Origin of the sequence: Enterococcus sp. AZ050, assembly GCF_051715085.1 — a bacterium.
Classification (GTDB): domain Bacteria; phylum Bacillota; class Bacilli; order Lactobacillales; family Enterococcaceae; genus Enterococcus; species Enterococcus faecalis.
This window is the reverse complement of record NZ_JBIOTC010000001.1, coordinates 272,041-296,576: the sequence shown is the minus strand read 5'-3', so window position 1 is coordinate 296,576 and position 24,536 is coordinate 272,041. Positions and strand designations below refer to the sequence as shown.

Annotated in this window: 17 protein-coding genes and 2 pseudogenes; 10 read left to right on the top strand and 9 right to left on the bottom strand. The window is 36.3% G+C overall.

Annotated features, from left to right (window positions below; all coding sequences use genetic code 11):
* The first annotated feature begins 149 nt into the window (after nt 1–149).
* The 4 genes from cls to IGJ04_RS01370 all read left to right on the top strand — a co-directional run bounded on the left by cls (nt 150) and on the right by IGJ04_RS01370 (nt 5,452).
* The gene (gene cls / locus IGJ04_RS01385) at nt 150–1,610 is read left to right on the top strand and encodes a cardiolipin synthase (protein WP_002381891.1); all 1,461 of its coding nucleotides are present in this window, start codon (nt 150–152) and stop codon (nt 1,608–1,610) included.
* Between the two features lie 282 nt (nt 1,611–1,892).
* Nucleotides 1,893–3,773 carry a beta-glucoside-specific PTS transporter subunit IIABC gene (locus tag IGJ04_RS01380; RefSeq protein WP_438839821.1) on the top strand — a complete coding sequence of 627 codons (1,881 nt, stop codon included), beginning with the start codon at nt 1,893–1,895 and terminating at the stop codon, nt 3,771–3,773.
* Nucleotides 3,773–5,182, top strand: coding sequence for a glycoside hydrolase family 1 protein (locus IGJ04_RS01375; protein WP_049095496.1), 1,410 nt, complete (start codon nt 3,773–3,775; stop codon nt 5,180–5,182). The genes IGJ04_RS01380 and IGJ04_RS01375 overlap by 1 nt, the downstream gene beginning before the upstream one ends.
* Before the next feature lie 108 nt (nt 5,183–5,290).
* Nucleotides 5,291–5,452 (top strand): hypothetical protein, encoded by a 162-nt coding sequence (locus tag IGJ04_RS01370; RefSeq protein WP_002361843.1) that lies wholly within the window; start codon nt 5,291–5,293, stop codon nt 5,450–5,452.
* A 58-nt stretch (nt 5,453–5,510) separates the two neighbouring features.
* Here IGJ04_RS01370 and IGJ04_RS01365 read toward each other — a convergent pair whose 3' ends face one another.
* Nucleotides 5,511–6,491 carry a LacI family DNA-binding transcriptional regulator gene (locus IGJ04_RS01365; protein ID WP_438839820.1) on the bottom strand — a complete coding sequence of 327 codons (981 nt, stop codon included), beginning with the start codon at nt 6,489–6,491 and terminating at the stop codon, nt 5,511–5,513.
* Between the two features lie 18 nt (nt 6,492–6,509).
* Nucleotides 6,510–7,970, bottom strand: a complete 1,461-nt coding sequence (locus IGJ04_RS01360) for a sucrose-6-phosphate hydrolase (RefSeq protein WP_438840338.1) — start codon at nt 7,968–7,970, stop codon at nt 6,510–6,512.
* 242 nt (nt 7,971–8,212) lie between these two features.
* Here IGJ04_RS01360 and IGJ04_RS01355 point away from each other — a divergent pair, with 242 nt between their 5' ends.
* The 4 genes from IGJ04_RS01355 to IGJ04_RS01340 all read left to right on the top strand — a co-directional run bounded on the left by IGJ04_RS01355 (nt 8,213) and on the right by IGJ04_RS01340 (nt 14,550).
* Complete coding sequence (locus tag IGJ04_RS01355; protein WP_438839819.1) at nt 8,213–9,886, top strand: alpha-glucosidase; 1,674 nt, start codon at nt 8,213–8,215, stop codon at nt 9,884–9,886.
* A gap of 16 nt (nt 9,887–9,902) precedes the next feature.
* On the top strand, nt 9,903–11,831 hold the full coding sequence (locus tag IGJ04_RS01350; protein WP_438839818.1) for a sucrose-specific PTS transporter subunit IIBC: 1,929 nt from the start codon (nt 9,903–9,905) through the stop codon (nt 11,829–11,831).
* Between the two features lie 271 nt (nt 11,832–12,102).
* Nucleotides 12,103–12,984: a helix-turn-helix domain-containing protein gene (locus IGJ04_RS01345; RefSeq protein ID WP_002394463.1), complete on the top strand. Its 882-nt coding sequence runs from the start codon at nt 12,103–12,105 to the stop codon at nt 12,982–12,984.
* A 132-nt stretch (nt 12,985–13,116) separates the two neighbouring features.
* Nucleotides 13,117–14,550 carry a cryptochrome/photolyase family protein gene (locus tag IGJ04_RS01340; RefSeq protein ID WP_010823687.1) on the top strand — a complete coding sequence of 478 codons (1,434 nt, stop codon included), beginning with the start codon at nt 13,117–13,119 and terminating at the stop codon, nt 14,548–14,550.
* A 213-nt stretch (nt 14,551–14,763) separates the two neighbouring features.
* On the opposite strand, the pseudogene IGJ04_RS01335 reads toward IGJ04_RS01340, so the two are convergent.
* The 5 genes and pseudogenes from IGJ04_RS01335 to IGJ04_RS01315 form a co-directional block, all read right to left on the bottom strand.
* Nucleotides 14,764–16,202, bottom strand: a pseudogene (locus IGJ04_RS01335) (catalase).
* A gap of 302 nt (nt 16,203–16,504) precedes the next feature.
* Nucleotides 16,505–17,493, bottom strand: a pseudogene (locus tag IGJ04_RS01330) (hypothetical protein).
* 139 nt (nt 17,494–17,632) lie between these two features.
* The gene (locus IGJ04_RS01325; RefSeq protein WP_438839817.1) at nt 17,633–18,058 is read right to left on the bottom strand and encodes an 8-oxo-dGTP diphosphatase; all 426 of its coding nucleotides are present in this window, start codon (nt 18,056–18,058) and stop codon (nt 17,633–17,635) included.
* A gap of 88 nt (nt 18,059–18,146) precedes the next feature.
* Nucleotides 18,147–19,925 carry an ABC transporter ATP-binding protein gene (locus tag IGJ04_RS01320; protein ID WP_438839816.1) on the bottom strand — a complete coding sequence of 593 codons (1,779 nt, stop codon included), beginning with the start codon at nt 19,923–19,925 and terminating at the stop codon, nt 18,147–18,149.
* Nucleotides 19,918–21,666, bottom strand: coding sequence for an ABC transporter ATP-binding protein (locus IGJ04_RS01315; RefSeq protein ID WP_438839815.1), 1,749 nt, complete (start codon nt 21,664–21,666; stop codon nt 19,918–19,920). Before IGJ04_RS01315 ends, IGJ04_RS01320 begins: the two co-directional genes overlap by 8 nt.
* 136 nt (nt 21,667–21,802) lie before the next feature.
* Here IGJ04_RS01315 and IGJ04_RS01310 point away from each other — a divergent pair, with 136 nt between their 5' ends.
* Nucleotides 21,803–22,621 carry a helix-turn-helix transcriptional regulator gene (locus IGJ04_RS01310; protein WP_002357554.1) on the top strand — a complete coding sequence of 273 codons (819 nt, stop codon included), beginning with the start codon at nt 21,803–21,805 and terminating at the stop codon, nt 22,619–22,621.
* A 53-nt stretch (nt 22,622–22,674) separates the two neighbouring features.
* Here IGJ04_RS01310 and IGJ04_RS01305 read toward each other — a convergent pair whose 3' ends face one another.
* On the bottom strand, nt 22,675–23,202 hold the full coding sequence (locus IGJ04_RS01305; RefSeq protein WP_010707581.1) for a GNAT family N-acetyltransferase: 528 nt from the start codon (nt 23,200–23,202) through the stop codon (nt 22,675–22,677).
* Between the two features lie 19 nt (nt 23,203–23,221).
* Nucleotides 23,222–23,626, bottom strand: a complete 405-nt coding sequence (locus IGJ04_RS01300; RefSeq protein WP_002363965.1) for a GNAT family N-acetyltransferase — start codon at nt 23,624–23,626, stop codon at nt 23,222–23,224.
* A gap of 271 nt (nt 23,627–23,897) precedes the next feature.
* On the opposite strand from IGJ04_RS01300, the gene IGJ04_RS01295 reads away from it, so the two are divergent.
* On the top strand, nt 23,898–24,506 hold the full coding sequence (locus tag IGJ04_RS01295) for an NUDIX hydrolase N-terminal domain-containing protein (protein ID WP_002363964.1): 609 nt from the start codon (nt 23,898–23,900) through the stop codon (nt 24,504–24,506).
* Nucleotides 24,507–24,536: the final 30 nt, after the last annotated feature.

Sequence of the window (24,536 nt, the reverse complement as noted above, 5' to 3'; positions counted from 1 at the left end):
TCTAGCCCTCATTATAGTACAGAAAAACTGAGAATCAAAGGCGAAACACTTATAGAAATGAATTCTTTTTTGAATACTCGCTCATATTATTCGCCTAATTTAACTGTTATTTGATATAATCTTAGTATGAAGTAAGAAGGAGGTAAGCGATGAAAATTTTTGTTTGGATTTTGTTATTTTTATTAGTAATTAACGTTATTGCTGCCTTAATTACTGTTTTTAGAAAACCTCGTAGTATTTCCAGCGTTTTAGCATGGATGATGACGTTGATTTTCTTGCCTGGTATCGGATTTATTATTTACTTATTCTGTGGGCGAGGTATCGATGGACAAGAAGTTTTTAAATTGTCTGATGATGAAAAACAAATGGTTCAACGAATTAAAGAAAAAGTGGACATCGATAACAAAAAAGCAGGGCGCGATAAACGTTATGATTTACTTTATGATGCGAAAGTTTTAAATCGTTATTTCCGGAATATGGACGCATCACCGTTGGCCAAAAGAAATAGTTTGCAATTATTCACAGATGGCCAAGAAAAATTCCAAGCATTATTTGAAGATATTCGTGCAGCGAAAGAAACCGTTCATGTGGAATATTATGCGTTTTTTAATGACACGATTGGCAATCAATTTTTAGATGTATTAATCGAAAAGTTGCATGAAGGCGTGGAAGTTTACTTAATTTACGATCCTTGGGGTTCACCCGGCGCAAATAAAAAGTTTTTTGCTCGTTACGTTGACGCTGGAGGAAAAGTAGCTCCCTTTATTACTTCTCGCGATATGATCCGTAAAACACGTCTAAATTATCACTTGCATCGGAAAATTGTTGTCATCGATGGGAAAATTGGCTGGACCGGCGGGTTCAATGTTGGGGATCAATATTTGAATGTCACCGAAAAATTTGGTTACTGGCGAGATACCCATATTCGTTTGGTCGGGACGGCCGTATTTTCATTGCAAGAGATATTTATCATGGATTGGAATGCTTCAGTCAAATATCCTGAAGAACGTATGACGTATCATGAAAAATATTTTAAATTACCAGAAGATCATGAAGTGGAGCATTTGTCCTTACAAGTTGTTTCAGATGGTCCTGATTCAGAAGAAGAAATTTTGAAAAGCGGGTTTGTTCGGATGATTTTTTCTGCAGAAAAGAGTGTCTGGATTCAAACACCGTATTTAATCCCTGACGATAGTATGATTAATGCGTTGTTAGTGGCGGTTCGTTCAGGTGTCGACGTGCGAATTATGATTCCTTGTATGCCTGACCATCCCTTTATTTACCGCGCAACACAATATTACGCGAATTACTTACACAAACGCGGCATTAAAATTTATATTTATGATAGTGGGTTTATTCATGCAAAAACAATGGTAATTGATGATGAATTAGCTATGGTTGGGACAACAAACCAAGATATTCGCAGTTATTCATTGAATTTTGAGGTAAGTACGTTTATTTACAATCCCGACATTGCGTGGATGTTAGCGCAAGTCTTTGAAGAAGATATAGAAAAAAGTGTCTTACTAACCGACGAGATAATTAAAAAACAAGGGTACTGGCTACGCTTCAAGCAAAACTTTTCACGCTTGTTGTCCCCAGTCTTGTAATCAAATGAATCAGCAGTGAATGTAGTAAACTACTATTTTCACTGCTGATTTTAGTAACAAAACACTGAGTTGGTCTACCTAATTCATTGATAATCCCTCTAAATAATGGTAAATTAAAAATAAATTCAATCAGCTATTCTATCGTGAGAAACATAGTTATTACGTAGATCAGATCAAAGGGACATTCACGACGAGCAAATATTGAGTGTGTTTGCTGAAACGTGCATGTGTGATTTGATCTTTTTTATTGAGCTGTTATTTTATAGATAAGGAGTGGTCACCATGGACTACCAAGCAATAGCAAAAGAAATTTTGAAAGACGTAGGTGGCAAAGACAATATCGTGGATGTCACACATTGTTATACACGATTGCGTTTCGTATTGAGAGACACGAAACAAGTGAACAAAGAAGCCTTACTACAAACAGAAGGTGTCATTTCTGTTGTTGAAAGTGGCGGGCAGTATCAAGTGGTTTTAGGCAATAAAGTCGCGCATGTCTATAATGCTCTAGAACCTTTGTTGGCTCAGCAACTTACGACCAAAACATCCACAAAAGAAAAAAATTCATTAGGTAATCGAATTTTAAATACTGTTGCCGCGATTTTCACACCTGTCGTACCAGCAATTGCCGCTTCAGGCATGTTAAAAGGAATTCTAGCCATTGCTGTGATGGTCGCAAACAATTTTTACCAGGTCGATTTAAAACCTTTGAATACGTATATTATTTTAAGCGCCGCTTCCGATGCACTTTTTTATTTTATGCCAGTTATTTTAGGTTATTCAGCTGCTAAGGTTTTCAAAACAAACGAATATATCGCTATGGTAATTGGTGCCACCTTATGTTATCCGACCATCGTTTCATTAATGACTGAAGAATCAGCGGTTACCTTGTTTGGATTACATGTGACCAAAGCCAATTATGTTTCCACGGTAATTCCTATTATTCTTGCAATTTTTATGTTAGCTTATGTGCAACGCTTTTTGGAAAAAGTGATTCCAGAAGTTCTAAAAATTATTATGGTTCCTACGCTATCATTACTTTTAATGATTCCAGCCACTTTATTATTATTTGGACCGATAGGGATTTATTTAGGTGACGGCGTAAATTGGTTGTATTATTATATAATGAATTTGAGTCCCATCTTGTTAGGCGGTTTTATCGGTGGAATTTGGTGTGTCTTAGTCATTTTTGGGGCTCACCGCGGACTTGTACCAATTGGGATTAATGATGTCGCTCGAACAGGGCGGCAAAATTTGCTAGCGTTTGCTGGTGCAGCGAACTTTTCTCAAGCGGGCGCCGCATTTGGCGTGTTTGTCCGCACAAAAAATAAAGGCTTGAAAGCCGTTGCTGCCTCTGCAACTGTGACTGCATTATTTGGTATCACAGAACCAGCCATTTATGGTGCAAACTTGCGGCAAAAAAAACCGATGATTTATGCGGTGGCTAGCGGAGCAGCAGGTGGGGCCTTAATGGGCTGGGGCGGCTCCTATGGGACAGCCTTCGCTAACCAAGGACTCTTGACCATCCCAGTTTATGCAGAAGCAGGAACCAAAGCCTTTATTTGTTATTTATTAGGTTGTGGCATTGCTTTTTTTGGTGCATTTCTATTAACGATTTTTCTAGGCTTTAATGATTTACCGCTTGACGATTCACGTCAAGAACCCGGCATAAAGACAGAGGCAACGACAGTCAAAGAAAAGCAACGGATTCAAGCACCTGTTCAAGGACAACTCGTATCTTTAGACCAAATCAACGATGAAGTCTTTGCTTCTCAACAAATGGGAAAAACGCTAGCTATTTATCCGACAGAGGAACAAATTGTTTCACCAGGAAATGGGCAAGTGACGGCTTTATATCCAACTCATCATGCAATTGGCTTAAAGTTAGACAATGGTGCTGAAATCCTCCTTCACATTGGAATCAATACAGTCGAATTAAAAGGGCGGGGATTTGAAACGTTCGTAAAAGTAGGAGAAAGGGTCAGACTAGGACAAAAACTGCTCTCTTTTGATAAACAAGTTATCCAAGCTGCTGGTTATGATCCAACCGTCTTAGTCATCGTAACAAATACTGTGGAAATGGCTATAATTGAGACAACCAAACAAACAGAGATTACACCACAAACAAATTTATTTTTCATGCAAGTAAAGGAGCAAAACTAATGGTTAAACAATTTAAGAACGATTTTTTATGGGGAGCTTCTTCCTCCGCTTTTCAAATTGAGGGAGCTTGGAATGAGGACGGCAAAGGCCTAACAGTTGCTGATTACAATTCTTTTAAAAAGTCAGCTGTACAAGCAGATACGAAAGTCGCCAGCGATTTTTACCATCATTTCAAAGAGGACATTGCGTTAATGAAAGAATTAGGCTTAAAAACCTATCGTTTTTCTCTTTCATGGGCACGAATCATTCCAACAGGTGATGGCGAAATCAATCAAGCCGGCATCGATTTTTATAATACCGTCATTGATACACTTTTAGAAAACGATATTTTGCCGTTTGTCACACTGTATCATTTTGATTTACCTTTTGCGTTGGTGGAAAAATACAATGGTTGGGCGGATCGTCGCTGCGTTTCCGCATTTCAACGCTATGCGCAAGTTTGTTATCAAGCGTTTGGTGATCGAGTCAAAAATTGGCAAGTTACGAACGAACAAAACTTAATGATTCGTGTTGATGAACGAATGAATATGTACGATGTTGCACCAGAAAATGTTGAAAAAATTCGTGCACAAATGGATTACCATATGTTTGTTGCCCATGCGTTAGCGACGAATGATTGTCACCAATTGGTTGCTGGGGGAAAAGTCGGTCCCTCTGTTTCCTCAACGATGACTTATCCTAGTTCCAATAAGCCTGAAGATGTTTGGGCGGCTCGTATGAATGATAACTTTAAAACGAATTATGCTCTAGAAATGTATTGTTTTGGCGAATACCCAGGTTACTATCAAGAGTATTTAACCAAATGCGGCATTTATCCCGAAACACAGCCAGAAGATCAAGCAATTCTGAAAGCCGCTAAACCAGATTTTATCGCCCTTAATTATTATCGGACGTTAGTTGCTAGCTATTTACCGACAGATGAGCAACACCCATTGGGTACGAAAGAAAAGGACATTGATTTTGATCTATACGGTTATTTCAAAATCGAAAAAAATCAACATTTAAAAACCTCTAAGTATGGTGCCCAAATTGATCCAACTGGTCTACGTTTAGTTTTAAATGATTATTATCGTCAATACCGTTTACCGTTAATCATTACAGAAAACGGCTTAGGCACACCAGATCACCTAACAGAGGACGGAAAAATTCATGATGATTATCGAATTGCGTATTTGCATGATCATATTGCTGCTTGTCATGCGGCTATTTCTGACGGTGTTGAGTTGTTTGGTTATTGCCCTTGGTCGGTCATGGATATTTTAAGTTCCCATCAAGGATTCAAAAAACGCTACGGTTTTATTTACGTTAATCGTGAAGACCATGAGTTAAAAGATTTACGACGTATTAAAAAAGATAGTTTTTATTGGTACCAATCAGTGATTAAAAATAATGGGTTACCAGAAGAATAGTGCCCCAAAAGGATCATCCATTGCATAAGTGGGTGATCCTTTTGTTTTCAAGTTCTCTCATTCCGTGTTAGACTTAAGTTAACAAACCCATTAAAGGTGGTGAGAGAGATGAATAATTACGATTTATGGAAATGGGCTGCCGGGAAACGAACCGAAAAAGATAAAAATGAAACCTATAGCGCCAAAAATTGGTGGTATGTTTTACTAATGCTCGGTGTATTTGTAGGGATCATGTTGTTGTATTATTTAATCTCTGTGCTTTGGAATTAAGGGAAATGGGCAAATGAGGAATTAAGAATAAAAAAAGACACCTTTTCAGGTGTCTTTTTTAACAGGATTCAGACAATGATAGCTGAATCGGAATAGGATAATTTTCCTCGAGCGCAACATCAGGATCCTTCATTCTAAGAATCAGTAAGTCAATCATAACGTCACAAATCTCGTCGATTGGCTGCACAATGGTTGATAGTTGTGGGGCAATTCTTTTGATTAATTTTGTCCCATCATAACCAATTACTTTTAATTCTTCAGGAATGGCTATCTTCAATTTTTGAGCAATATTCATAACTGTAATTGCTGTCAAATCATCGGTACAAAAGATGCCGTCTACAGTTTTATTTTGAAGCAAACGTTCGATTTCTAGATTTTTTAATGTTGTTGAGGTTCCATTATCAATTTGTAGAATCGTTTTTTCTGCGCCATATTTTTCCATCGTTTGTTTATAACCAGCCAATCGATAATCGCTAGGTGCGCCTGTGTTATTAGCACCAGTAATAATTGCAATCTTTTGTGCACCACTTGCAAATAAGGCTTCAGTGGCTTTTTGGCCGCCTTGAAAGTTTTGCGAAGAGACAATTGGAATGCCAGGTGCCAAGAAACGGTCAAAGGAAACAATAGGTAGTGAAACATTTTCATATTCGTTAATAGCTAAGTTATGGCTACCAGTGATTACACCGTCCACTTTATTTGCAGCGAGCATTCGTAAATAGGCGCGCTCTTTTTCTGGATCTTTTTCACTATCACATAAAATCACTTTATATCCTTGAACAAAGAGCTTTCTTTCCAGTGTTTCAATTAATTCACCAAAAAATGGATGACTAACAGAAGGGAAGACTAAACCAATCAGCTGCGTACTTTTTCCTTGGAGGCTTCTGGCTAATCCATTAGGTTGATAATTTAATTCTTCCATCGCTTGATGAACTTTATCAATTGTTTTTTGACTAAGATAACCATAATTATTAATCACGCGGCTTACCGTTGTCGGGCTCACCCCAGCAAGCTTTGCTACATCCGTTAATTTAACCACCATCAAAATTCACCATCATTCCTAATTATTCGTATTTTCCAGCTCATAAAAACAAGCTTTTGCCGTCTTGGATAGATGAAGATACTGTTGCGCTTTATCTGGAAAGAAGCGACCAGTCATCGTTTTTTCACCTTTATTTACATAGATTTCTGCAACAGAGCAATCAACAAAAATAGTTAACTGAACTGACTTATTTTTCCTAATTTTAGTTTCACGAATTGTGCCATACTTTTCAGCAAAAGGTTGGCCAGCAAATGTTCGATCAAGGGTTATTTTACCATGAATCGTATCAATTGTAATTAAAAGTCCTTTTGAACCCGTTTCGTTCGCTAAAAGCCGAATAAAAGCAATCTCATTTTTGGGAATATCCACTTCTAATTCAAAAGAAGCAGTAGATAAAAAATGGCAGCCATTTGATAAAGTAGTGGCGGATTGACGAAGCATTTCTGTTTCAGAAACTGGATATTGAAATAGTTTCCCGTTGTGAATTGTGAGTTCTTTAACCAGACTTAAGCCATTTGCCCAACACTCCACATCACTTGGGTAAGTGATTTCTGGCAACCCAATCCAACTGACCGCAAGTGCACGACCATCTGGCGCATTAAAGGCTTGAGTGGCGTAGACATCAAACCCTTCATCTAAATTTTCAAAAGGTCCAGCCTGAACTAAAGAAAGATTCTCCAAATCAAACGTTTCAGCCAATGTGTACATATTCGGATAGATATTCTGATAACTTTTTACAGATGGAGATAGACCTTGTGGGCAAAATAATAAGACAGGCTGGCCATCAATAAATACCAAATTGGGGCATTCAACCATGTAGCCTAATTCTTGGTCGGTGAACGTCAATTCGCCAAGTTGATGAAAATTGTGTACGTTTCGATCTTTAGAAAAATAGACCACAATTTTTCCTTGTCCATTTAAATCACTAGCACCAATTAATAAAACAAGTCCTTCTTGATAAGGAAATACCATCGGATCACGAAAATGGGAAGAATAATTGGGGTCAATTGGTATGAATGGTGTTGATTCCTTTGTGATCGCACCTAAAGAATTCAGCCATGCAATATTTTGATATGCAAATCGTTGCCAAGTTTGATCACGAACATTTCCTGTATAAAATAAACATAGTTGGTTATCTATTGGTAAAGCTGAGCCTGAATAGACGCCATGAGAATCATATTCAGAGTCGGGAGAAAGGGCAATTCCTTCATAATCCCAGTGAATTAAGTCGGAGGAAGTTAAGTGGGCCCAACTTTTTAGTCCGTGAACACTCCCAAAAGGAAACGCTTGATAAAATAAATGCCACTGGTTATTGAAATACGAAAAACCGTTGGGATCATTTAGTAGTCCTGTCTGTGGTTGAATATGATACTTAAAACGCCAACTAGATTGCGCGATAATAGAAGTTAGATTTTCGAGGTGAGCAGATGTCCAAGAAGAATAAGGCGCATAACGTAATTCATCAGTCCATTGGTTCATGATGCTTGACATAAGTAATGTCTCCTTTATTAGAAAATAGTAGTTAGTCTAATAGTATAAACAAATTAGAAAAAAGTCAAACGTATAACATATATAAATCTATTTAAATCAAAAGAATATTATAATTTACATTTATTTATGATAAACGTTTGACATATTACGCAAAAACGAGTATCATACAAAATGTAAAAACGGTTACAGAAAAAATTAACAGGACTAGTTTAAGAGTGAGGAGAACCAGAATGAACAGAAATTGGTGGCAAAAAGAAGTGGCCTATCAAATTTATCCACGTAGCTTTTCGGATAGTAATAATGACGGAATTGGTGATTTACAAGGCATTATTCAAAAACTGGATTACTTAGAAAATTTAGGAATTACGCTGATTTGGCTGAGTCCAATGTACCCGTCGCCAATGGCTGACAATGGATATGATATTTCAGACTATTATGGTATTTCTAGCGATTTTGGTACAATGGCAGACTTCGATGAACTCATTGAAGAAGCAAAAAAACGAAACATAAAAGTTATTTTAGATTTGGTGGTAAACCATACATCTGATGAACATGCTTGGTTTCAAGATGTTTTAAAAAATCCTCAAAGTCGTTTTCGAGACTTTTATATTATAAAAGAAGGACGAGAAGCACCTACAAATTGGCGTTCTAACTTCGGTGGTAGTGTTTGGGAAAAATTACCTGGGGAAGATGCCTACTACTTTCATGCCTTTCATAAAAAACAGCCGGATTTAAATTGGGAAAATCCTGAACTACGCAAAGAAATCTACCAAATGATCCGTTTTTGGTTAAACAAAGGAATTGCTGGTTTTCGTGTAGATGCGATTAATTTTATTAAGAAAGATTTGACTTGGACAAACTTACCTGCTGATGGGGCAGATCAATTAGCCAAAGTAACAAAAGCGAGTAGAAACATGCCAGGAATGAGTGACTTTCTGAACGAATTAAAAGAAAAAGCTTTTGCTGGCTTTGATATTGTCACAGTTGCCGAAGCGGCCGGCGTCAATTATCCAAATTTATCAGAATTTATTGGAGAAACAGGGTATTTCGACATGATTTTTGACTTCAAATGGGCTGATTTGGATGTGAAATCAGGAAGCGAATGGTTTTATAGAATCGATTGGTCTTGGAATGATTTACGCACATTAATTTTCAAACAGCAAGAAGCCATGCAAGAGGCTGGTTGGAGTGCAAATTTTATTGAAAATCATGATCAACCTCGAGCGACAACGAAATATTTAAAAGAACAGGCTCAACAGCCAAATGCGGTTAAAACATTCGGCGCCATGTATTTCTTTTTAAGGGGCACGCCTTTTATTTACCAAGGACAAGAATTAGGAATGACCAATTTTGAAAGGGGTTCGATTGATGAATTCGATGATATTTCTAGCATTGATCAATACTATCGAGCAATAAAAGAAGGATTTACGCCCAAAGAAGCCTTGTCACTTGTCAATTTGCGTAGTCGAGACAATGCCCGCACGCCTTTTCCATGGAATGATTCTATGTATGGCGGTTTTTCAAGCGTCAAACCTTGGTTAGGAATGGTGGATAATTATAAAGAAATCAATGCCGAAGCAGAAATAAAAAATAGTCAAAGTATTTTTCATTTCTATAAGCGGATGATTGCATTTCGTCAAAAGAGTCCCTATACAGACATCTTACTTTATGGAACATTTGAGGGACTATCAAATCTTCCAGATAATGTTATTGCTTATAAACGCAAATTAAATGAAAAAACGATTTACGCCTTTTTTAATTTTGGTGAGGAGGTTCCAATCCCTCATTATTTAGTTAATGGCACAGTTATTTTTGATACACAGTCTGAAGAACGAGAGCAATTAGTTCAGCAGGGAACATTATTAAAAAGCTATCAAGGACTATTGATTACTATAAATGAGTAGCTAGGAGGAGTATAACATGGCAGAAAATTATCAGCAGGCAGCCAAAGACATTATTCAATTAATCGGTATGGATAACATTATATCGGTCACCCATTGTCAAACGCGGTTACGTTTTATTTTGAAGGACCACGAACAAGTAGATGGTAAACAACTAGAAAAAATCGATTTAGTCAAGGGTGTTTTTTATAATGGTGGTCAATACCAAGTGATTTTAGGAACTGGTATTGTGACTAAAGTGTATGATGAAATAGAAAAACTTGGAATCAATGTTGTGTCAAAAGCAGAGCAAACAGCAATTTTAAAAAATAATGAAACGGGCATGCGCAAAACAATGCGCATTTTAAGTGAAATATTCATTCCAATTGTTCCAGTAATTGCAGCAACAGGATTGTTCCTAGGGTTAAAAGGTGTTATTTTTAACGATACTTTTTTACAATTATTCGGAGCAAGTGTAGCCAATATTCCTGAAAGCTTTCAACAAATTGTCTCTGTCATTACAGATACCGTCTTTGCCTTTTTGCCAGCTTTGATTGTTTGGTCTACCTTTAAAGCATTTAATGCGACGCCTGTAATCGGGATTGTTATTGGTTTAATGATGGTATCACCCATTTTACCAAACGCTTATGCAGTTGCAACACCAGATTCTGGCGTGAAAGCTATTATGGCTTTTGGTTTTATCCCAGTTGTCGGTGCACAAGGTTCCGTTTTAAGTGCAATTGCTGCTGGTATAATTGGCGCAAAGATTGAACTTTTTTTCCGAAAAAAGATGCCGAATATTCTCGATCAAATTTTTACACCTTTTATGACTATGTTAATTACTTTTTTAATCATGATTCTCGGTATTGGCCCGATTTTGCACACCGTTGAGTTAGGCATGGTAGATGTTGTCCAATGGTTGATTGGGTTGCCCTTAGGACTAGGTGGTTTCGTGATTGGTGCCTCATATCCTTTAATGGTTTTGATTGGTATTCATCATACACTAACTATGGTAGAAACATCATTATTAGCAAATACAGGATTTAATGCATTGATTACAATATGTGCCATGTATGGGTTTGCTAACGTTGGCAGTTGTTTAGCCTTTGCGAAAAAAGCGCAAGATAACAAAGTGAAGTCGACAGCCATTGGTTCTATGTTGTCTCAATTATTTGGAGTTAGTGAGCCTGTGTTATTTGGATTACTTATTCGTTGGAACTTAAAACCGCTGCTATGTGTCTTGTTTACATCAGGTTTAGGCGGAGCAATCTTAGCTATTTTTCATATTCAATCAAATTCTTATGGATTAGCCGTTATTCCTTCTTTCTTAATGTATATCTATAGTGCACATCAATTAGTGATCTATTTATTAGTCGCACTTTTATCTGTCGGTGTATGTTATGCATTAACCAGTTTATTTGCAATTCCGCAAGAAGTTTTGATTTCAGATAAAGTAATCGAAGAGGAAGAACGCGAAGTCTTTGAAATGCAACACAATACCTTAGATGAACAACTTTTTTCTCCGGTAACTGGTTACGCCATGAATCTTACTGCTGTTAATGACCCAGTATTTTCAAGCGAGATGATGGGCAAAGGTTTAGCAATCATGCCAACAGCGAACAAGGTTTACGCGCCTGCAGATGGTTTATTAAACTTGGTTGCAGAAACTGGGCACGCTTATGGTATCCAAACGGACGCAGGAGCTGAAGTATTAATTCATATAGGAATTGATACTGTCACATTGGGGCAGGAGGTCTTTCAGACACAAGTAACCCAAGGTCACCGTGTTAAAAAAGGAGATCTTTTAGGAACGTTCGATCGAAAAGCCATTAAAGAAGCTGGGCTTGACTCAACTGTCATGGTTATCATTACAAATACTTCAAGTTATTTAAGCGTAGAGCCAATGATGTCAGATCATAATGAAATTACGCCGGAACAAATCATTTTAAATCTAAATACACCTAACTAACAAAAGAACAGCAAGAAGTAGTTATCACTTCTTGCTGTTCTTTTTCTTAATAAAAAACCAATGATTTTCGGTTGTATTTGTCTATCCGTTTGTAGTATGATTGAGTCAGTTTTAAAGGAAACATGCCAAGTATGGAAGACCATACTTGACACGCATTGACTAATTAAACATGGGGAACGTTGCCATAAGTTGATGTTCCAGTCAATAATGCAAGTAAATCAAACATAGCATGTACCTCCTTTAATTGATAATCAAAGTATAACATTTTTTAATGAATTTACATAATAATACAAGTGGAGGTCTGTTCGTGAAGGTAGCAGGAGACAAAATAAAACAAGCGAGAAAACTTAAAAAAATCACACAATCAGAGCTGGCTAACGGCATCTGTACGCAAGCAACAATTAGTAATATTGAAAACCGTAATCTATGTGACAGTTTAGATATTTTCTCATCTATTTGCCTCCGATTAGATTTAGAAGTAGAAGAATGCATGATGATTTCTGAAGAAAAGAAAATTGAAAATCTACTAAACAAAGTCGAGGATTTATCTTTACGGTTATTTCACTTAGAGGCCTACAATTTATTACAAGAAGTGCCTGAAGGTCTTATCTTATCTAATAATGAACTAACGACTAAATTGTTATATTATAAGGGAATTACTTGTTTATTAGGAAAAAAAGATAAAGCAGAGGCCTTGTTTTACCTATACCGGGGCGCGGAAATTGACCGTAAAGTCAATATTTACAACATTTTAAGCCTGAATGCGCTAGGTACGCTATATGAACTGGAAAAAGATATGAGAAAAGCGCAAGTGTATTACGAAAAATCATTACAAGAATTGGAACAATTTAAATTAGAATGTTCCTTGGAGCGCTGTAGAATTTATTATAATTCTGCTAAATTCTACTCGGAAATAAAAGATTACCAAAAAAGTGTCATTTTAAGCGAAAAAGGGATTCAGATTTGTCGTGACAAACACTCCATTTATTTGCTAGATTATCTTTTATATGAAAAAGCCTTTAACAAACAAATGCTCGGGGAAGACACAGCCGATGACTATCGTCAAGCCTATTATTTTACACAATTTTTTGGCAATACAGAAGTCCTACAATATATTGAGAAAGATATGAAAGCTTTTAATATTTCCTATTAATTTAATCAAAAAGCCGATAAAAGCTGAAAACCCAGTTTTTATCGGCTTTTTGAAAAGTCTAGGCAAGTTGCTTTTAAAAATCAGCAATCACGGTTACGATAAGCAAGACGAAGTATTTAGGAGGATTTAAAAATGAAAAGAGTAATGTGGTTTAGACGTGATTTACGATTACAGGATAATAAAGCATTAGCACACGCGTTACAAAATTCTGCAGCTGATGAATTGATTTTATTATTCCAAATGAATCCTCAACAATTTATTCAAGAAAGTGCTAATCATAACGCTTTTTTTGCAAGTTTAGCCTCGTTTAAAGAACGAATCGATCAAGAGGCACATTTACAAATCATGGTCGGCGAACCATTAGATTTATTTTCACGTTTGAAACGCAAATTACCCGATTGGCAGGCCATTTATTTTAATGAAGATACTTGTGGCTTTGGGGCAAAGCGGGACCAGCAAGCTATGCGCTTTTTTGAAGAAAATAATATTCAGTCTTTCTCTTTTCAAGATGCCTATTTGCATGGCTCTGAAGAAATTAAGAAGAACGATGGCAGTAAGTACCAAGTGTTTACGCCCTATTACAATAAATGGAAAGAGGCGCCTAAAGAAACACCGATTCCTGTTTCCTATACAGCTGAAAAAATTTTTAGTGCGTGTCTTTTTCCAGAAGAGGAAGCAGCTTATCGTGAACAGATTGCGAGGATTCCTTTAAAACAATATAGTGTCGGCGAAGAAACAGCCAGAAGGCGCTTAAATACTTTTATTGATCAAAAACTTCAATCCTATGAAAATAATCGTGATTTTCCTTATCAGGATCAAACGAGTCATCTGTCTACTTTTTTAAGAACGGGAGAGCTTTCGATTCGCACCATTTGGCAAGAGCTTGCATCTGCGCCTTCTAGCTTAAGTAAAGAAACCTTCAAAAAAGAATTAGCTTGGCGTGACTTTTACAATATGATCTATAGTGCGTTTCCACAACAAAAAGAGGAAGCTATTCAAGAAAAATTTCGTTATATTCAATGGACAAATGACCCAGAAATGTTTGTCAAGTGGCAAAAAGGGGAGACGGGGTACCCTATAATTGATGCCGCAATGCGACAACTGAATCAAACTGGTTGGATGCACAACCGCTTAAGAATGATTACTGCCTCTTTTTTAGTTAAAAATTTACACATCGATTGGCGTTGGGGTGAAAAATACTTTCAAAAAATGTTGATTGATTATGATGCCGCCAATAATATCGGTGGCTGGCAATGGGCTGCTTCGACAGGAACGGACGCTGTCCCGTATTTTCGGATTTTTAATCCAATTATCCAGTCAAAAAAATTTGATAATGACGGCCAGTTCATCAAAAAATATGTTCCAGAACTTAAGCAAGTGCCACAAAAGTATATTCATCAACCAAATCTAATGAACGAAGCTTTACAAACGCAATATCATGTACATTTAGGAGAAAATTATCCAAAACCCATTGTCGATTATGCATCAAGTAAAAAACAAACATTGTTTCTATATGAAGCGAGCAAAGAAATTCATCAAGAAATGAACAATCCAAGGTTTAAATAAACAGTAAACCCAACTAGCTTAGCAAACAACTTGTAAGGTTAGTTGGGTAAATTAATTAGTCGAAAGAGAGGTGCAATTTATCGGCTAAAGTTTTTTTATTTTATTCTAGTTTACATAATATACATTATACAAAGTAGAGTAAAAAGCATTGAAAAGCAAACAAAACCAGTCCTTAGTTTATCTAGACTGGTTTTGTCACGTACGTTATATAAATTATGCTTGTTGATTAATTGCTTGTGCGACACGTGCTCCATATTCCGGATTTACTCTAGTGAACAAATCAATTTGACGCGCGATGATTTCTTGATTTTTCACTTGACCTAAAGATGCCGCTATATTGTTAATTAAGTTTTCTTTTTCTTCGCTTGGCAGCAAATTATACAAAGCGTTTGCTTGTGTAAAGTGATCTTGATTATAGCTATAATTACCAACATTTCCCTCAACTTCAAAGGAACTAATTTTCGCGTTAGGATCTTCTTTTGGTGTTTCAGTATAACTATTTGGTTCGTAATTAATTTCGCTATTGCCATTGTCAAAACGCATATTGCCGTCTTTTTGGTAGTTATTTACAGGTGCTTTTGCTTGGTTGATTGGCAATTGGTGACTATTAGCGCCCACGCGATGACGATGCGCGTCCCCATAAGCGAACAAACGTCCTTGCAATAATTTATCTGGAGAAGCTTCAATACCAGGAACGAAATTCCCTGGTGAAAAGGTGTTACTTGTTCAACCTCTGCAAAATAATTCTCTGGATTTCTATTTAAAGTCATCGTGCCAACTTCAATCAGCGGATACTCTTTTTGAGAAACCGTTTTTGTTACATCAAAAAGAGTTTCTTTCATTGTTAACGCGTCTGCATACGGGATAATTTGTACAGATAATGTCCAAGAAGGAAATTCTTGATTTTCAATTGCATTATGCAAATCTTCAATATGGAAATCTGGATTTTTCCCAGCAATTTCTTCTGCTAATTGACTCTCTAGATTTTTGATTCCTTGATTCGTCTTGAAGTGATATTTAACAAAAAATACTTCTCCAGCAGCATTGACCCATTTGAATGTATGGCTACCAAAACCATGCATATGACGGAACGACAACGGAATGCCACGATCACTCATTAAAATTGTTACTTGATGAAGGCTTTCAGGTGAATGAGACCAAAAATCCCAAACAGCTTCTGGACTTTTCAAATGCGTCCGTGGATTTCTTTTTTGGCTATGAATAAAATCTGGAAACTTAATTGCATCACGAATGAAAAAAATGGGCGTATTATTGCCAACTAAGTCGTAATTTCCTTCGTCTGTATAGAATTTAAGCGCAAAACCGCGAGGATCACGCAATGTATCTGATGAACCTAACTCTCCAGCTACAGTTGAAAAACGAGCGAATAAAGGTGTTTCTTTGCCAACTTCAGATAAAAAATCGGCTTTAGTATATTGTGCCATTGATTGACTCACCTTGAAAACGCCATGAGCACCAGCACCTTTGGCATGAACAACCCGTTCTGGTACGCGCTCACGATTAAAATGAGCTAATTTTTCTAATAAATGAACGTCTTGGATTAGGACAGGTCCAAATTCTCCTGCAGTTAGCGAATTTTGATTATCGCCAACTGGACTTCCTTGTGACGTAGTTAAATGTTGATTTTTCACCTAAAACACTCCTTCATCTAAAATTATACTCATTGTATAAAAAAACCACTCTGCATAACAAAAATAATGCTTAAAAACACTCGAAAACATTTGTTATTTAATAGAATGATTAAAAATAGCAGTAGAATTTAAATCAAAAACAAATGTATTAACTTTAAACTGTTTACACCACCAAAAATAACAACCAATAATTCAAAGAAAACTAAAATGCTGTTTTTTTATTCAAAAAAGACCTAGCATCCCAATCATGCTAGGTCTTTCGTTACTTTTTTTGAGCGGTCGTTTTTATTGGTCATTCAGCGTTATTGATTGATCGCAACAGTCGTGTCTTCAGTCGATAGACCTGTCATAGAGGTGCTATCGGAAAATATTTTTTCAACTTCTTGTTCTGATAAAATATTTTCTTTCTTAGGCATTGAAATCGTCGCTTTTTTGGCTTTTTGTGTAATGCTAATTTTACTAGATAATGATTCAAGTCCCATATCAACGTTCTTGTCTTGCTGCGGTTTCACATTAATCAACATAGCAGAAACATCTTTGATTTTTTCGAAAGGATCTTGTTCTTTACCTTTCTCAGATGCTTCTGTCGTAATTTTGATTAACTTTTGTAATTCTTTTTTTGTAAACGTATGGGTAATGGTGTCCCCTTTTTTCTCGAACGTATCCTTGTCTAATCCTTCTAAAAACTCTTTGTATTCCTTAGCAGACTGTTTTCGTTCTTTTTCCGATTCTTGATATTCTTTGATTGTATCTTGCCATTCTTTCGTACTTTCCTCGTTCATGGCTAAAAGATCAATGTATTTTCCTTTTAGTTTTTCTGTATCTAACTGAGAACTATCGATAGCACCGTCAGTCATTGAGTCTGCGACAGCGACAATATATTCCATCATATCTGTTGCTAAATAGAGTTTTGTAAATAGAGTTTTGGCTCTTTGCCCTCGTTATCTAACGATCCAACCAATGAAATCGGTACATCCATGCCCATCGCTTTTAATTTCATCTCTAAGTTGAATGCTTTTTCTTTTTTGGCATCTACTTGAATCTTCCCAGAAAGCGATGCGTCTTTGATTTGCGTGATGAGCATCCCAATCATAGGATTCGTTTGTGCACCATCTTCTTGTGAAAATTTCATGTCACTAATTGACATAGAGAAATCCCAAACCCCAGATTCTTGTGCGTTTTGATTGCTGATCCCTTGAATGAACTCATCTTTCGCACTTTTGCCACAGCCTGTCAGTAACAAAGCTGAACAGAAAACGCCTGCAATAATCCCCACTTTTCTTTTTAACACACTTTTTCCCCCTCATTATATAAAAAATTAATTCCCTTTTATTAAGAATAGCAAACATTGCTTATAAATAGCAATGTTTAATTTTAGATTTCCTCTCTTTTAATAAGTGGGATTGATTTAATCTTTTAGGTTTGAATCATTAAGCTGTATTATTTTTAAAATAAAATTGCTTTTCGCCAAAAAATACTGGGAAAAGTTCTGCTAAACTGCCAGCTAAAGGACCTTCTCGCAATTCTTTTTCAGTGACCCAAAACAAGGGTTGTTCCGTTTCTTCTGGTAGTTCATCCGCTGTTTCTGCAATGAATAATGTGGCTAATTCCCGCGTACCTGAACAATCATTCAGCCATTCTGCAACACCTACTAATTGTGGCTTCAGCACTAATCCTGTTTCTTCAAGGAGTTCGCGAACCATGGCTGTTTCCATGCCCTCGTTTTTTTCAACATGTCCGCCAGGGAACGTCCAACCAGGCCAATCCTTTTTTTGTCGTTCTTGCACAAGGATTTCATTTTTCTGATTTCTAATCATACATAATGTTGTCAATTCCACTTCAAAATTCCGATTCATTTGGCACCTCATCATTTTTTCCTTTGTTAAGGTTACGATACAGAAAAACAGAGAAAGATTCAACTAAGAATTTTCTCTGTTTTATCATCTAGCTCTTTAATAAATCGTATTGCGATTGATATAAATGATGATATAACGCATGTTTTGCCATTAGTTGATTATGAGATCCTTCTTCCACAATACGACCACCATCAATATAGAAAATTTTATCGCTATTTTTGATGGTAGAAAGTCGATGAGCAATAATAAACGATGTCCGTCCTTTCAGAAGTTGTTGTAGTCCTTCTTGTAACAATTCTTCTGTTTTTGTATCAATACTGGAGGTTGCTTCGTCTAAAATTAAAATTTTGGGATCTGCCAGTAAAGCACGAGCAAATGAAATTAATTGGCGTTGTCCTGCCGAGAGTGTACTACCCCGCTCTTCCACAACTGTTTCATAGCCATCTTTTAAATCCTTGATAAAATCGTGCGCACGAACAATTTTTGCGGCTTGGATGACTTCTTCCTCTGTGGCTGCTAAATTTCCGTACCGAATGTTTTCAATAATCGTTCCTGAAAAAATAAACGTATCTTGAAGCATTACCCCCATTTGTTTTCTTAACGAACGGAGTGTCACATCGCGAACATCATAACCATCAATTTTAACGGCCCCTTCATTCACATCATAAAAACGACTTAACAAATTGATGATTGTTGTTTTACCCGCACCTGTTGGCCCAACCAAGGCGATTGTTTGTCCTGGCTCAATATGAAAACTAACATCGGTCAAAATATTTTTTCCTTCTTCATAACGGAAATAAACATGCTGAAAGTCGACGGTTCCTTTAATTGGCGGCAACTCAATAGCTTGCGGCGCATCTTGAATTTCTGGAACAACATCCATCGTTTCAAAAATCCTTTCCAAATAGGCAGTTGCAGTAATCAGAGAATTGTAGAAGTTACCAATATTGATGACCGGATTCCAAAAGTTATTGATATAACCGATAAAAGCAATTAGCGTCCCAGTGGTAACGGACACACCTAATTGACGGATTCCTACGAAATAGATAAAACAAGTCGTAATGACGGATATATTTTGCACTGCTGGCCATAATAAATACTGGACACGCACAGCTTTCATAAAGGATTGACGATATTCTTCGCTTACCTCGTTAAAAATCTGGAAATTTTCATCTTCTCGTGCAAAAGATTGTGTAATTTTAATTCCTGAAATACTTTCATGAATATAGGCATTTAAGTTTGATTGTTTATTGCTAAGCTCTTGGTAAGCTTTCCGTTGTTTCCCTTGAATAAACAGAACCATCACGAACAACACAGGCAATAGCAGTAAACTGTATAAGGTTAATTTCACATCAATAAATAACATGAAAATTAAGGTAATAATCACATTAAATAAATCAGAAATTAAATTGATCAAGCCGTTACTTAGTAAATCACTTAACGTATTGATGTAATTGACCACCCGGATTAAGATTTTTCCATGCGGCCGACTGTCAAAGTAAGAAAATGGTAATTTTTGTAGATGCTCAAAAATTGAAAAACGCATATCTTTTAAAATATCTTGTCCAATTTCTGTGATGGCATATATTCGATAACGCATACACCAACCAATAATCACCAAGGAAAATAGGAAAATAGCTCCTAGTATCAAGAGTAACGAGAGATTCTTTTGTGGAATTACTTGGTCAATCGCAATTTTAGTAAAGTAAGGGCCTAACATACTTGCCAGATTAGCTAATATGATGACAAATAATGTTTTAAAAACAGCTTTTTTGTAAGGCTTAATATAGGCGCCTAATCGTTTATAGTGGGACCAATTAAATTCTTTTTCTAAAGTCTCATCTACATCAAACGTATTTCTAGCCACGCGACTCACCTTCCTTTGTCAGACCTAATTGTTTTTGATATACGTCAAAATATTTGCCTTTTTGTTTGACTAATTCGCTATGCGTACCGCTTTCCACCACACGGCCTTTTTCCATCATCAAAATTAAATTGGCCTCTCTCACAGAAGAAATTCGGTGGGCAATAATAAATGTCGTTTTCTTTTCCGTCAAACGGCCTAGTTCTTTTTGAATTTTTGATTCTGTTTCCATATCAACAGCGGAAGTTGTGTCATCTAAAATTAAAATAGCTGGATCTTTGGTTAAGGCACGGGCCAGTGAAATCCGCTGTTTTTGGCCACCAGATAGGCCAACGCCGCGTTCACCAACAATTGTTGCATAACCTTCGGGCATTCTGGAAATAAAGCTATGGGCATCAGCAATTTCAGCCATCATTTGCACTTGTTCCAAGTTAGCCAGTGTATTACCAAAAGCAATGTTATCTTCTATCGTATTGGAAAAAAGAAAGACATCTTGCATAACCATGGAGATATTTTCTCGCAATTTACGAACAGAATAGCTTTTAGCATCTTTTCCATCAATATAAACAGTGCCTTTTGTTGGATCGTAGAACCGAGCAATTAAGTTAACTAAAGTGGTTTTGCCTGAACCAGTTTCCCCTAAAATACCAATTGTTTCACCAGGTTTTGCTGAAAATGAAACATCCGATAAAATGGGGGTTTCTGGATCATCTGAAAAATGAAAGGACACGTGATCAAACGTCACATAGCCTTGGATTGGTTCTGCTTCTTTTTCCCGAGCAATGGGAATCTTCGGTTTCGTTGCTAATAACTGACGAATTTTAATGGACGATGCCGTAAAGCGTTGCACATCATTGATCAACCAGCCACTCATTCGCATCGGCATGTTCAACATCCAAAGAAAGCCGTTAAAGGCCACTAAATCACCAATTGTCATCCGACCTTGAATTACAAAGAGGCCACCAAGAACTAAGGCGATAACATTTAAACTACCTGCAAAACCGTCTAACCACGGTAAATATTTTTTAGAGACATCTGCGGAAGCCATATTCCATTTTTTATAGTCTTCATTGTGCTTGTTAAACTTTTCAATTTCATAAGGTTCTTGAGAAAAAGCTTTAACCACCCGATTTCCACCAATATTTTCTTCGACCATTGAATTTAACCGAGAAAAACTTTCCCGAATCTCAAAAAATACCGGATGCGATTCCTTCGACATTTTTTGTGTTAACAGAAAAATCAAAGGTGTAATTAAAATTAATGCTAGCATCAATTGCCAATTGATCGTCCCCATCACAATCACGGCTGCGATGAACCATAAAATACATTCTAAAAGGTTATAAGTGACCCAAGAAACGAAATGGCGGATAGCGTCTGTATCCCCTGTCATTCGCGCCATAATATCGCCAACACGTGTATGATTAAAGAAATCAAAATCTAATTCTTGAAGTTTGACATACATATCTTTTCTTAAGTCAAATAACGCAGATTGTCCAACCGATTCAAACAAGACTTGATAACTATAACGAACAACTGTCCGAATAACGGTCACCCCAATCATAATCCCAAGAATTGGGATAAGCTCTTCAGTTTTCCCCTGATTGATTACTTGGTCTACAATTCTGCCAGATAACAATGGAATAATAACAATTAAAATAGCGTTAATAACGACAAAAATAACAGCTAGCAGTAACTTATTCTTATTTTTTTTAGCATATTGCCAAATCCATTCAAAACTATTCATTTTCTCCCCTACTCTCTCTTGTTTTTATGGACGTGTATAAGATTACTGTTTTTTTATAGGAAAAGAAATGGGCATTCTTGTATATTTTGATGTACAATATAGTATAGAAAGCGGATACAAGTAGGAGTGATTTTTTATGAACTACACAAATAGTCGAACGTTTAATCCTGAAATTTTATATGCCTTTGATCCTTGGAACGAAGAGACCCACCCTTATAATTGTCATCATCATGAATTTCTGGAAATATCTATTCTTTTAGAAGGTGAATCTGAATATATTGTTCAAGGGCAACAGTACCATGCCACTGCTGGTACAGTGTTTCTTTTTAATCCGCGAACGGAACATGGTGAGCAACAAAAAGCAGGAACTTACTCACATCAACTACACATTGGCATTTCAAATCTCTATTTAGAAGGCTTAGCGCGAAACGTATTTCCAAATAAATCAGCTTTATTAGATTTAAGTCATTTACATGGTGCTTTTTTAGAAAAAGCTTGGCAAATTGTTCATGAATTAAACCATCAAGAAGTTGAATCAGCGTTACAAATTAAAGCTTTAGTTATTGAACTATTGGTCTATATTTTAAGAAGCTTAGCAGTTGATCAAGAAAATAAAATTGAAACTCGGCTATCGAAAACGGAAAAAAGAAAACGAAATTTAGTCAATCATACGATTTATTATCTGGAAACCCACCATGACGAAGAAATTACTTTGGAACAGTTAGCTGAAATGTTATATGTTACCCCGACTTATTTGTCGAAAACCTTTAAAGCGGCCACAGGCGTTGGGCCAATCAATTATTTAATTCAAATCCGCTTAAACCATGCGAAAGAATTGCTGAAAAATGATTCCTTAAGTGTCAAAGAAGTAGCAAAAACGGTTGGTTACGAAGATGCCTATCATTTTAGTAAATTATTCAAAAAATATTATGGAAAATCTCCTTCACAATTTTAAGATAAAAAACAAGGAATCGTCGGCTTCACTGCGTCCGTTTCCTTGTTTTTGCTTTACGTTGACTCTTTTAACTGTTTCGTCATTGTATAATCGGTATGGCGTTCATTTCCCATATAAAAATCATGTTCATCTGTTTTTACGAAGCCCAATGATTGATAAAATTTTTGCGCTGGATGATTATGTTCCCAAACACCTAACCAAACCGTCTCTTTTTTTGCTTCTTCCGCTAATTCAATTGCTTTCGTAATCAAATGTTTGCCTAAGCCTAAACGCTTAAAAGATTTACGAATATAAATGCGCTCAACTTGTAACGCTTGTGGATGTTGATAGGTAATCTGAGCATCACCGTGATTTAATTTCACATAACCTGCAAGTTCATTATTATAAAAAGCAAAGAAATATTGCGAATCTTTATGTAAGATTTCGCTTTCTAAAACTGCTGGACTAAATTTCCTCTCATAATGTGCCTGTAAATCCTCTTCGTTTTCGCCATCTCCATAAGTATCTGCAAAAGTCTCTTGGCAAATGGCCTCTAATTCTGGTACGTCTGCGACGGTACACTCTCTAATAAATACTGACATACTAAAACTCCTTTGTAGATTAAATCAACTGTTTAATTAAAATTAAACAAGGATTCCAAGCGTCCCATAATGTCGGAAAAACCTCAAGGCGCTTAAAACCCAATGATTCGTAAAAACGAATAGTATGATCGTACACGGAATAATTTCCTTCGTCAACTGTTTTGACTTGAATAAAAAAATAGTTATTTTTAGAATACGTTTCCACGCTTTCTATCAATAACTTGCCGATACCTTTGCGATGATACCGCTTTTTAACTGCCATACAATGGATTTCTACTGTATCTTTACTTGTTTCTGAAAGTGTTATAAAACCGAGTATTTTATTCTCTACATCCTTTGCCACCCACATAGGTAAAGTGCTAGCTATATCGATATACTTGCGGGTCTCTTTTTCAAGGCCAAACCATTCTGGAAGATTAAACAATACTTCTTGTGCTGCCTGAGTCTTTTTATCTGCATTTTTTCCCTTATAATTGTAAATTCTTTCAATTTACAACCTCCTTTTTGTTTACATAACAAAATTATTGTATACCCAATCTTTTTTATTAAATAATAGCATAGGTAGTTTAAAAATGTAAGTTAGTCATTTATTCTTTATTATTTCCTTAAAACGACGCCTTTTCTCGCTAAATCTGCCCTTTCTTTATTTTTTTCTGTTAAACTAAACGTATTAAGTCTATGAGGAGCGTGCGTATATGGATTATCTGAACACCTATAAGCGGTTGCTAGCATTGGCGGATGCAGGTCTTTTTTACGGGAAAGATGCTTTTGATCAAGAACGTTACCAAGAACTACGAGAACTTACGTTACAACTTATTAGCGCAACCGGACCCGAAGCGACTGTTTTGCCCGACTTAGAAAAAATCTTAACTAAAGAGGAAGGTTATCCAACACCGAAAGTAGATGTTCGCGGTTTGATAAAAAAAGAGAATCGTTTTTTATTAGTTGAAGATTTACGGACCAAAGAATGGTCATTACCTGGTGGCTATGCCGAAATTGGCTGCTCTCCTAAAGAAAATATTGAAAAAGAAGTATTGGAAGAAACTGGCTTAGTTGTTACAGCAAAAGAATTGCTTGCTGTTTATGATACAGATAAACGAAAAGACATTCCTCAACTATTTCAGTACTATAAAATGATCTTTTCTTGTGAGATTTTAGAAAATCATCCCTTTGAAAAAAACATTGAAACCTCGAATTGTGCTTATTTTTCTTTAGATAATCTCCCCCCTCTTTCTATCAAACGAACAACGAAAGAGCAATTAATGGCATTAATGAACCAAACAACTGGAGCGCTTAGTGACTAACAAAAAGGATGAAGAACTTCTGTTCTTCAT

Bases quoted from the DNA above. Each gene is read 5' to 3' on its own strand.
- cls (WP_002381891.1), top strand. From the start codon at position 150: ATGAAAATTTTTGTTTGGATTTTGTTATTTTTATTAGTAATTAACGTT.
- IGJ04_RS01380 (WP_438839821.1), top strand. From the start codon at position 1,893: ATGGACTACCAAGCAATAGCAAAAGAAATTTTGAAAGACGTAGGTGGC.
- IGJ04_RS01375 (WP_049095496.1), top strand. From the start codon at position 3,773: ATGGTTAAACAATTTAAGAACGATTTTTTATGGGGAGCTTCTTCCTCC.
- IGJ04_RS01370 (WP_002361843.1), top strand. From the start codon at position 5,291: ATGAATAATTACGATTTATGGAAATGGGCTGCCGGGAAACGAACCGAA.
- IGJ04_RS01365 (WP_438839820.1), bottom strand. From the start codon at position 6,491: ATGGTGGTTAAATTAACGGATGTAGCAAAGCTTGCTGGGGTGAGCCCG.
- IGJ04_RS01360 (WP_438840338.1), bottom strand. From the start codon at position 7,970: ATGAACCAATGGACTGATGAATTACGTTATGCGCCTTATTCTTCTTGG.
- IGJ04_RS01355 (WP_438839819.1), top strand. From the start codon at position 8,213: ATGAACAGAAATTGGTGGCAAAAAGAAGTGGCCTATCAAATTTATCCA.
- IGJ04_RS01350 (WP_438839818.1), top strand. From the start codon at position 9,903: ATGGCAGAAAATTATCAGCAGGCAGCCAAAGACATTATTCAATTAATC.
- IGJ04_RS01345 (WP_002394463.1), top strand. From the start codon at position 12,103: ATGAATTTACATAATAATACAAGTGGAGGTCTGTTCGTGAAGGTAGCA.
- IGJ04_RS01340 (WP_010823687.1), top strand. From the start codon at position 13,117: ATGAAAAGAGTAATGTGGTTTAGACGTGATTTACGATTACAGGATAAT.
- IGJ04_RS01325 (WP_438839817.1), bottom strand. From the start codon at position 18,058: ATGAATCGGAATTTTGAAGTGGAATTGACAACATTATGTATGATTAGA.
- IGJ04_RS01315 (WP_438839815.1), bottom strand. From the start codon at position 21,666: ATGAATAGTTTTGAATGGATTTGGCAATATGCTAAAAAAAATAAGAAT.
- IGJ04_RS01310 (WP_002357554.1), top strand. From the start codon at position 21,803: ATGAACTACACAAATAGTCGAACGTTTAATCCTGAAATTTTATATGCC.
- IGJ04_RS01305 (WP_010707581.1), bottom strand. From the start codon at position 23,202: ATGTCAGTATTTATTAGAGAGTGTACCGTCGCAGACGTACCAGAATTA.
- IGJ04_RS01295 (WP_002363964.1), top strand. From the start codon at position 23,898: ATGGATTATCTGAACACCTATAAGCGGTTGCTAGCATTGGCGGATGCA.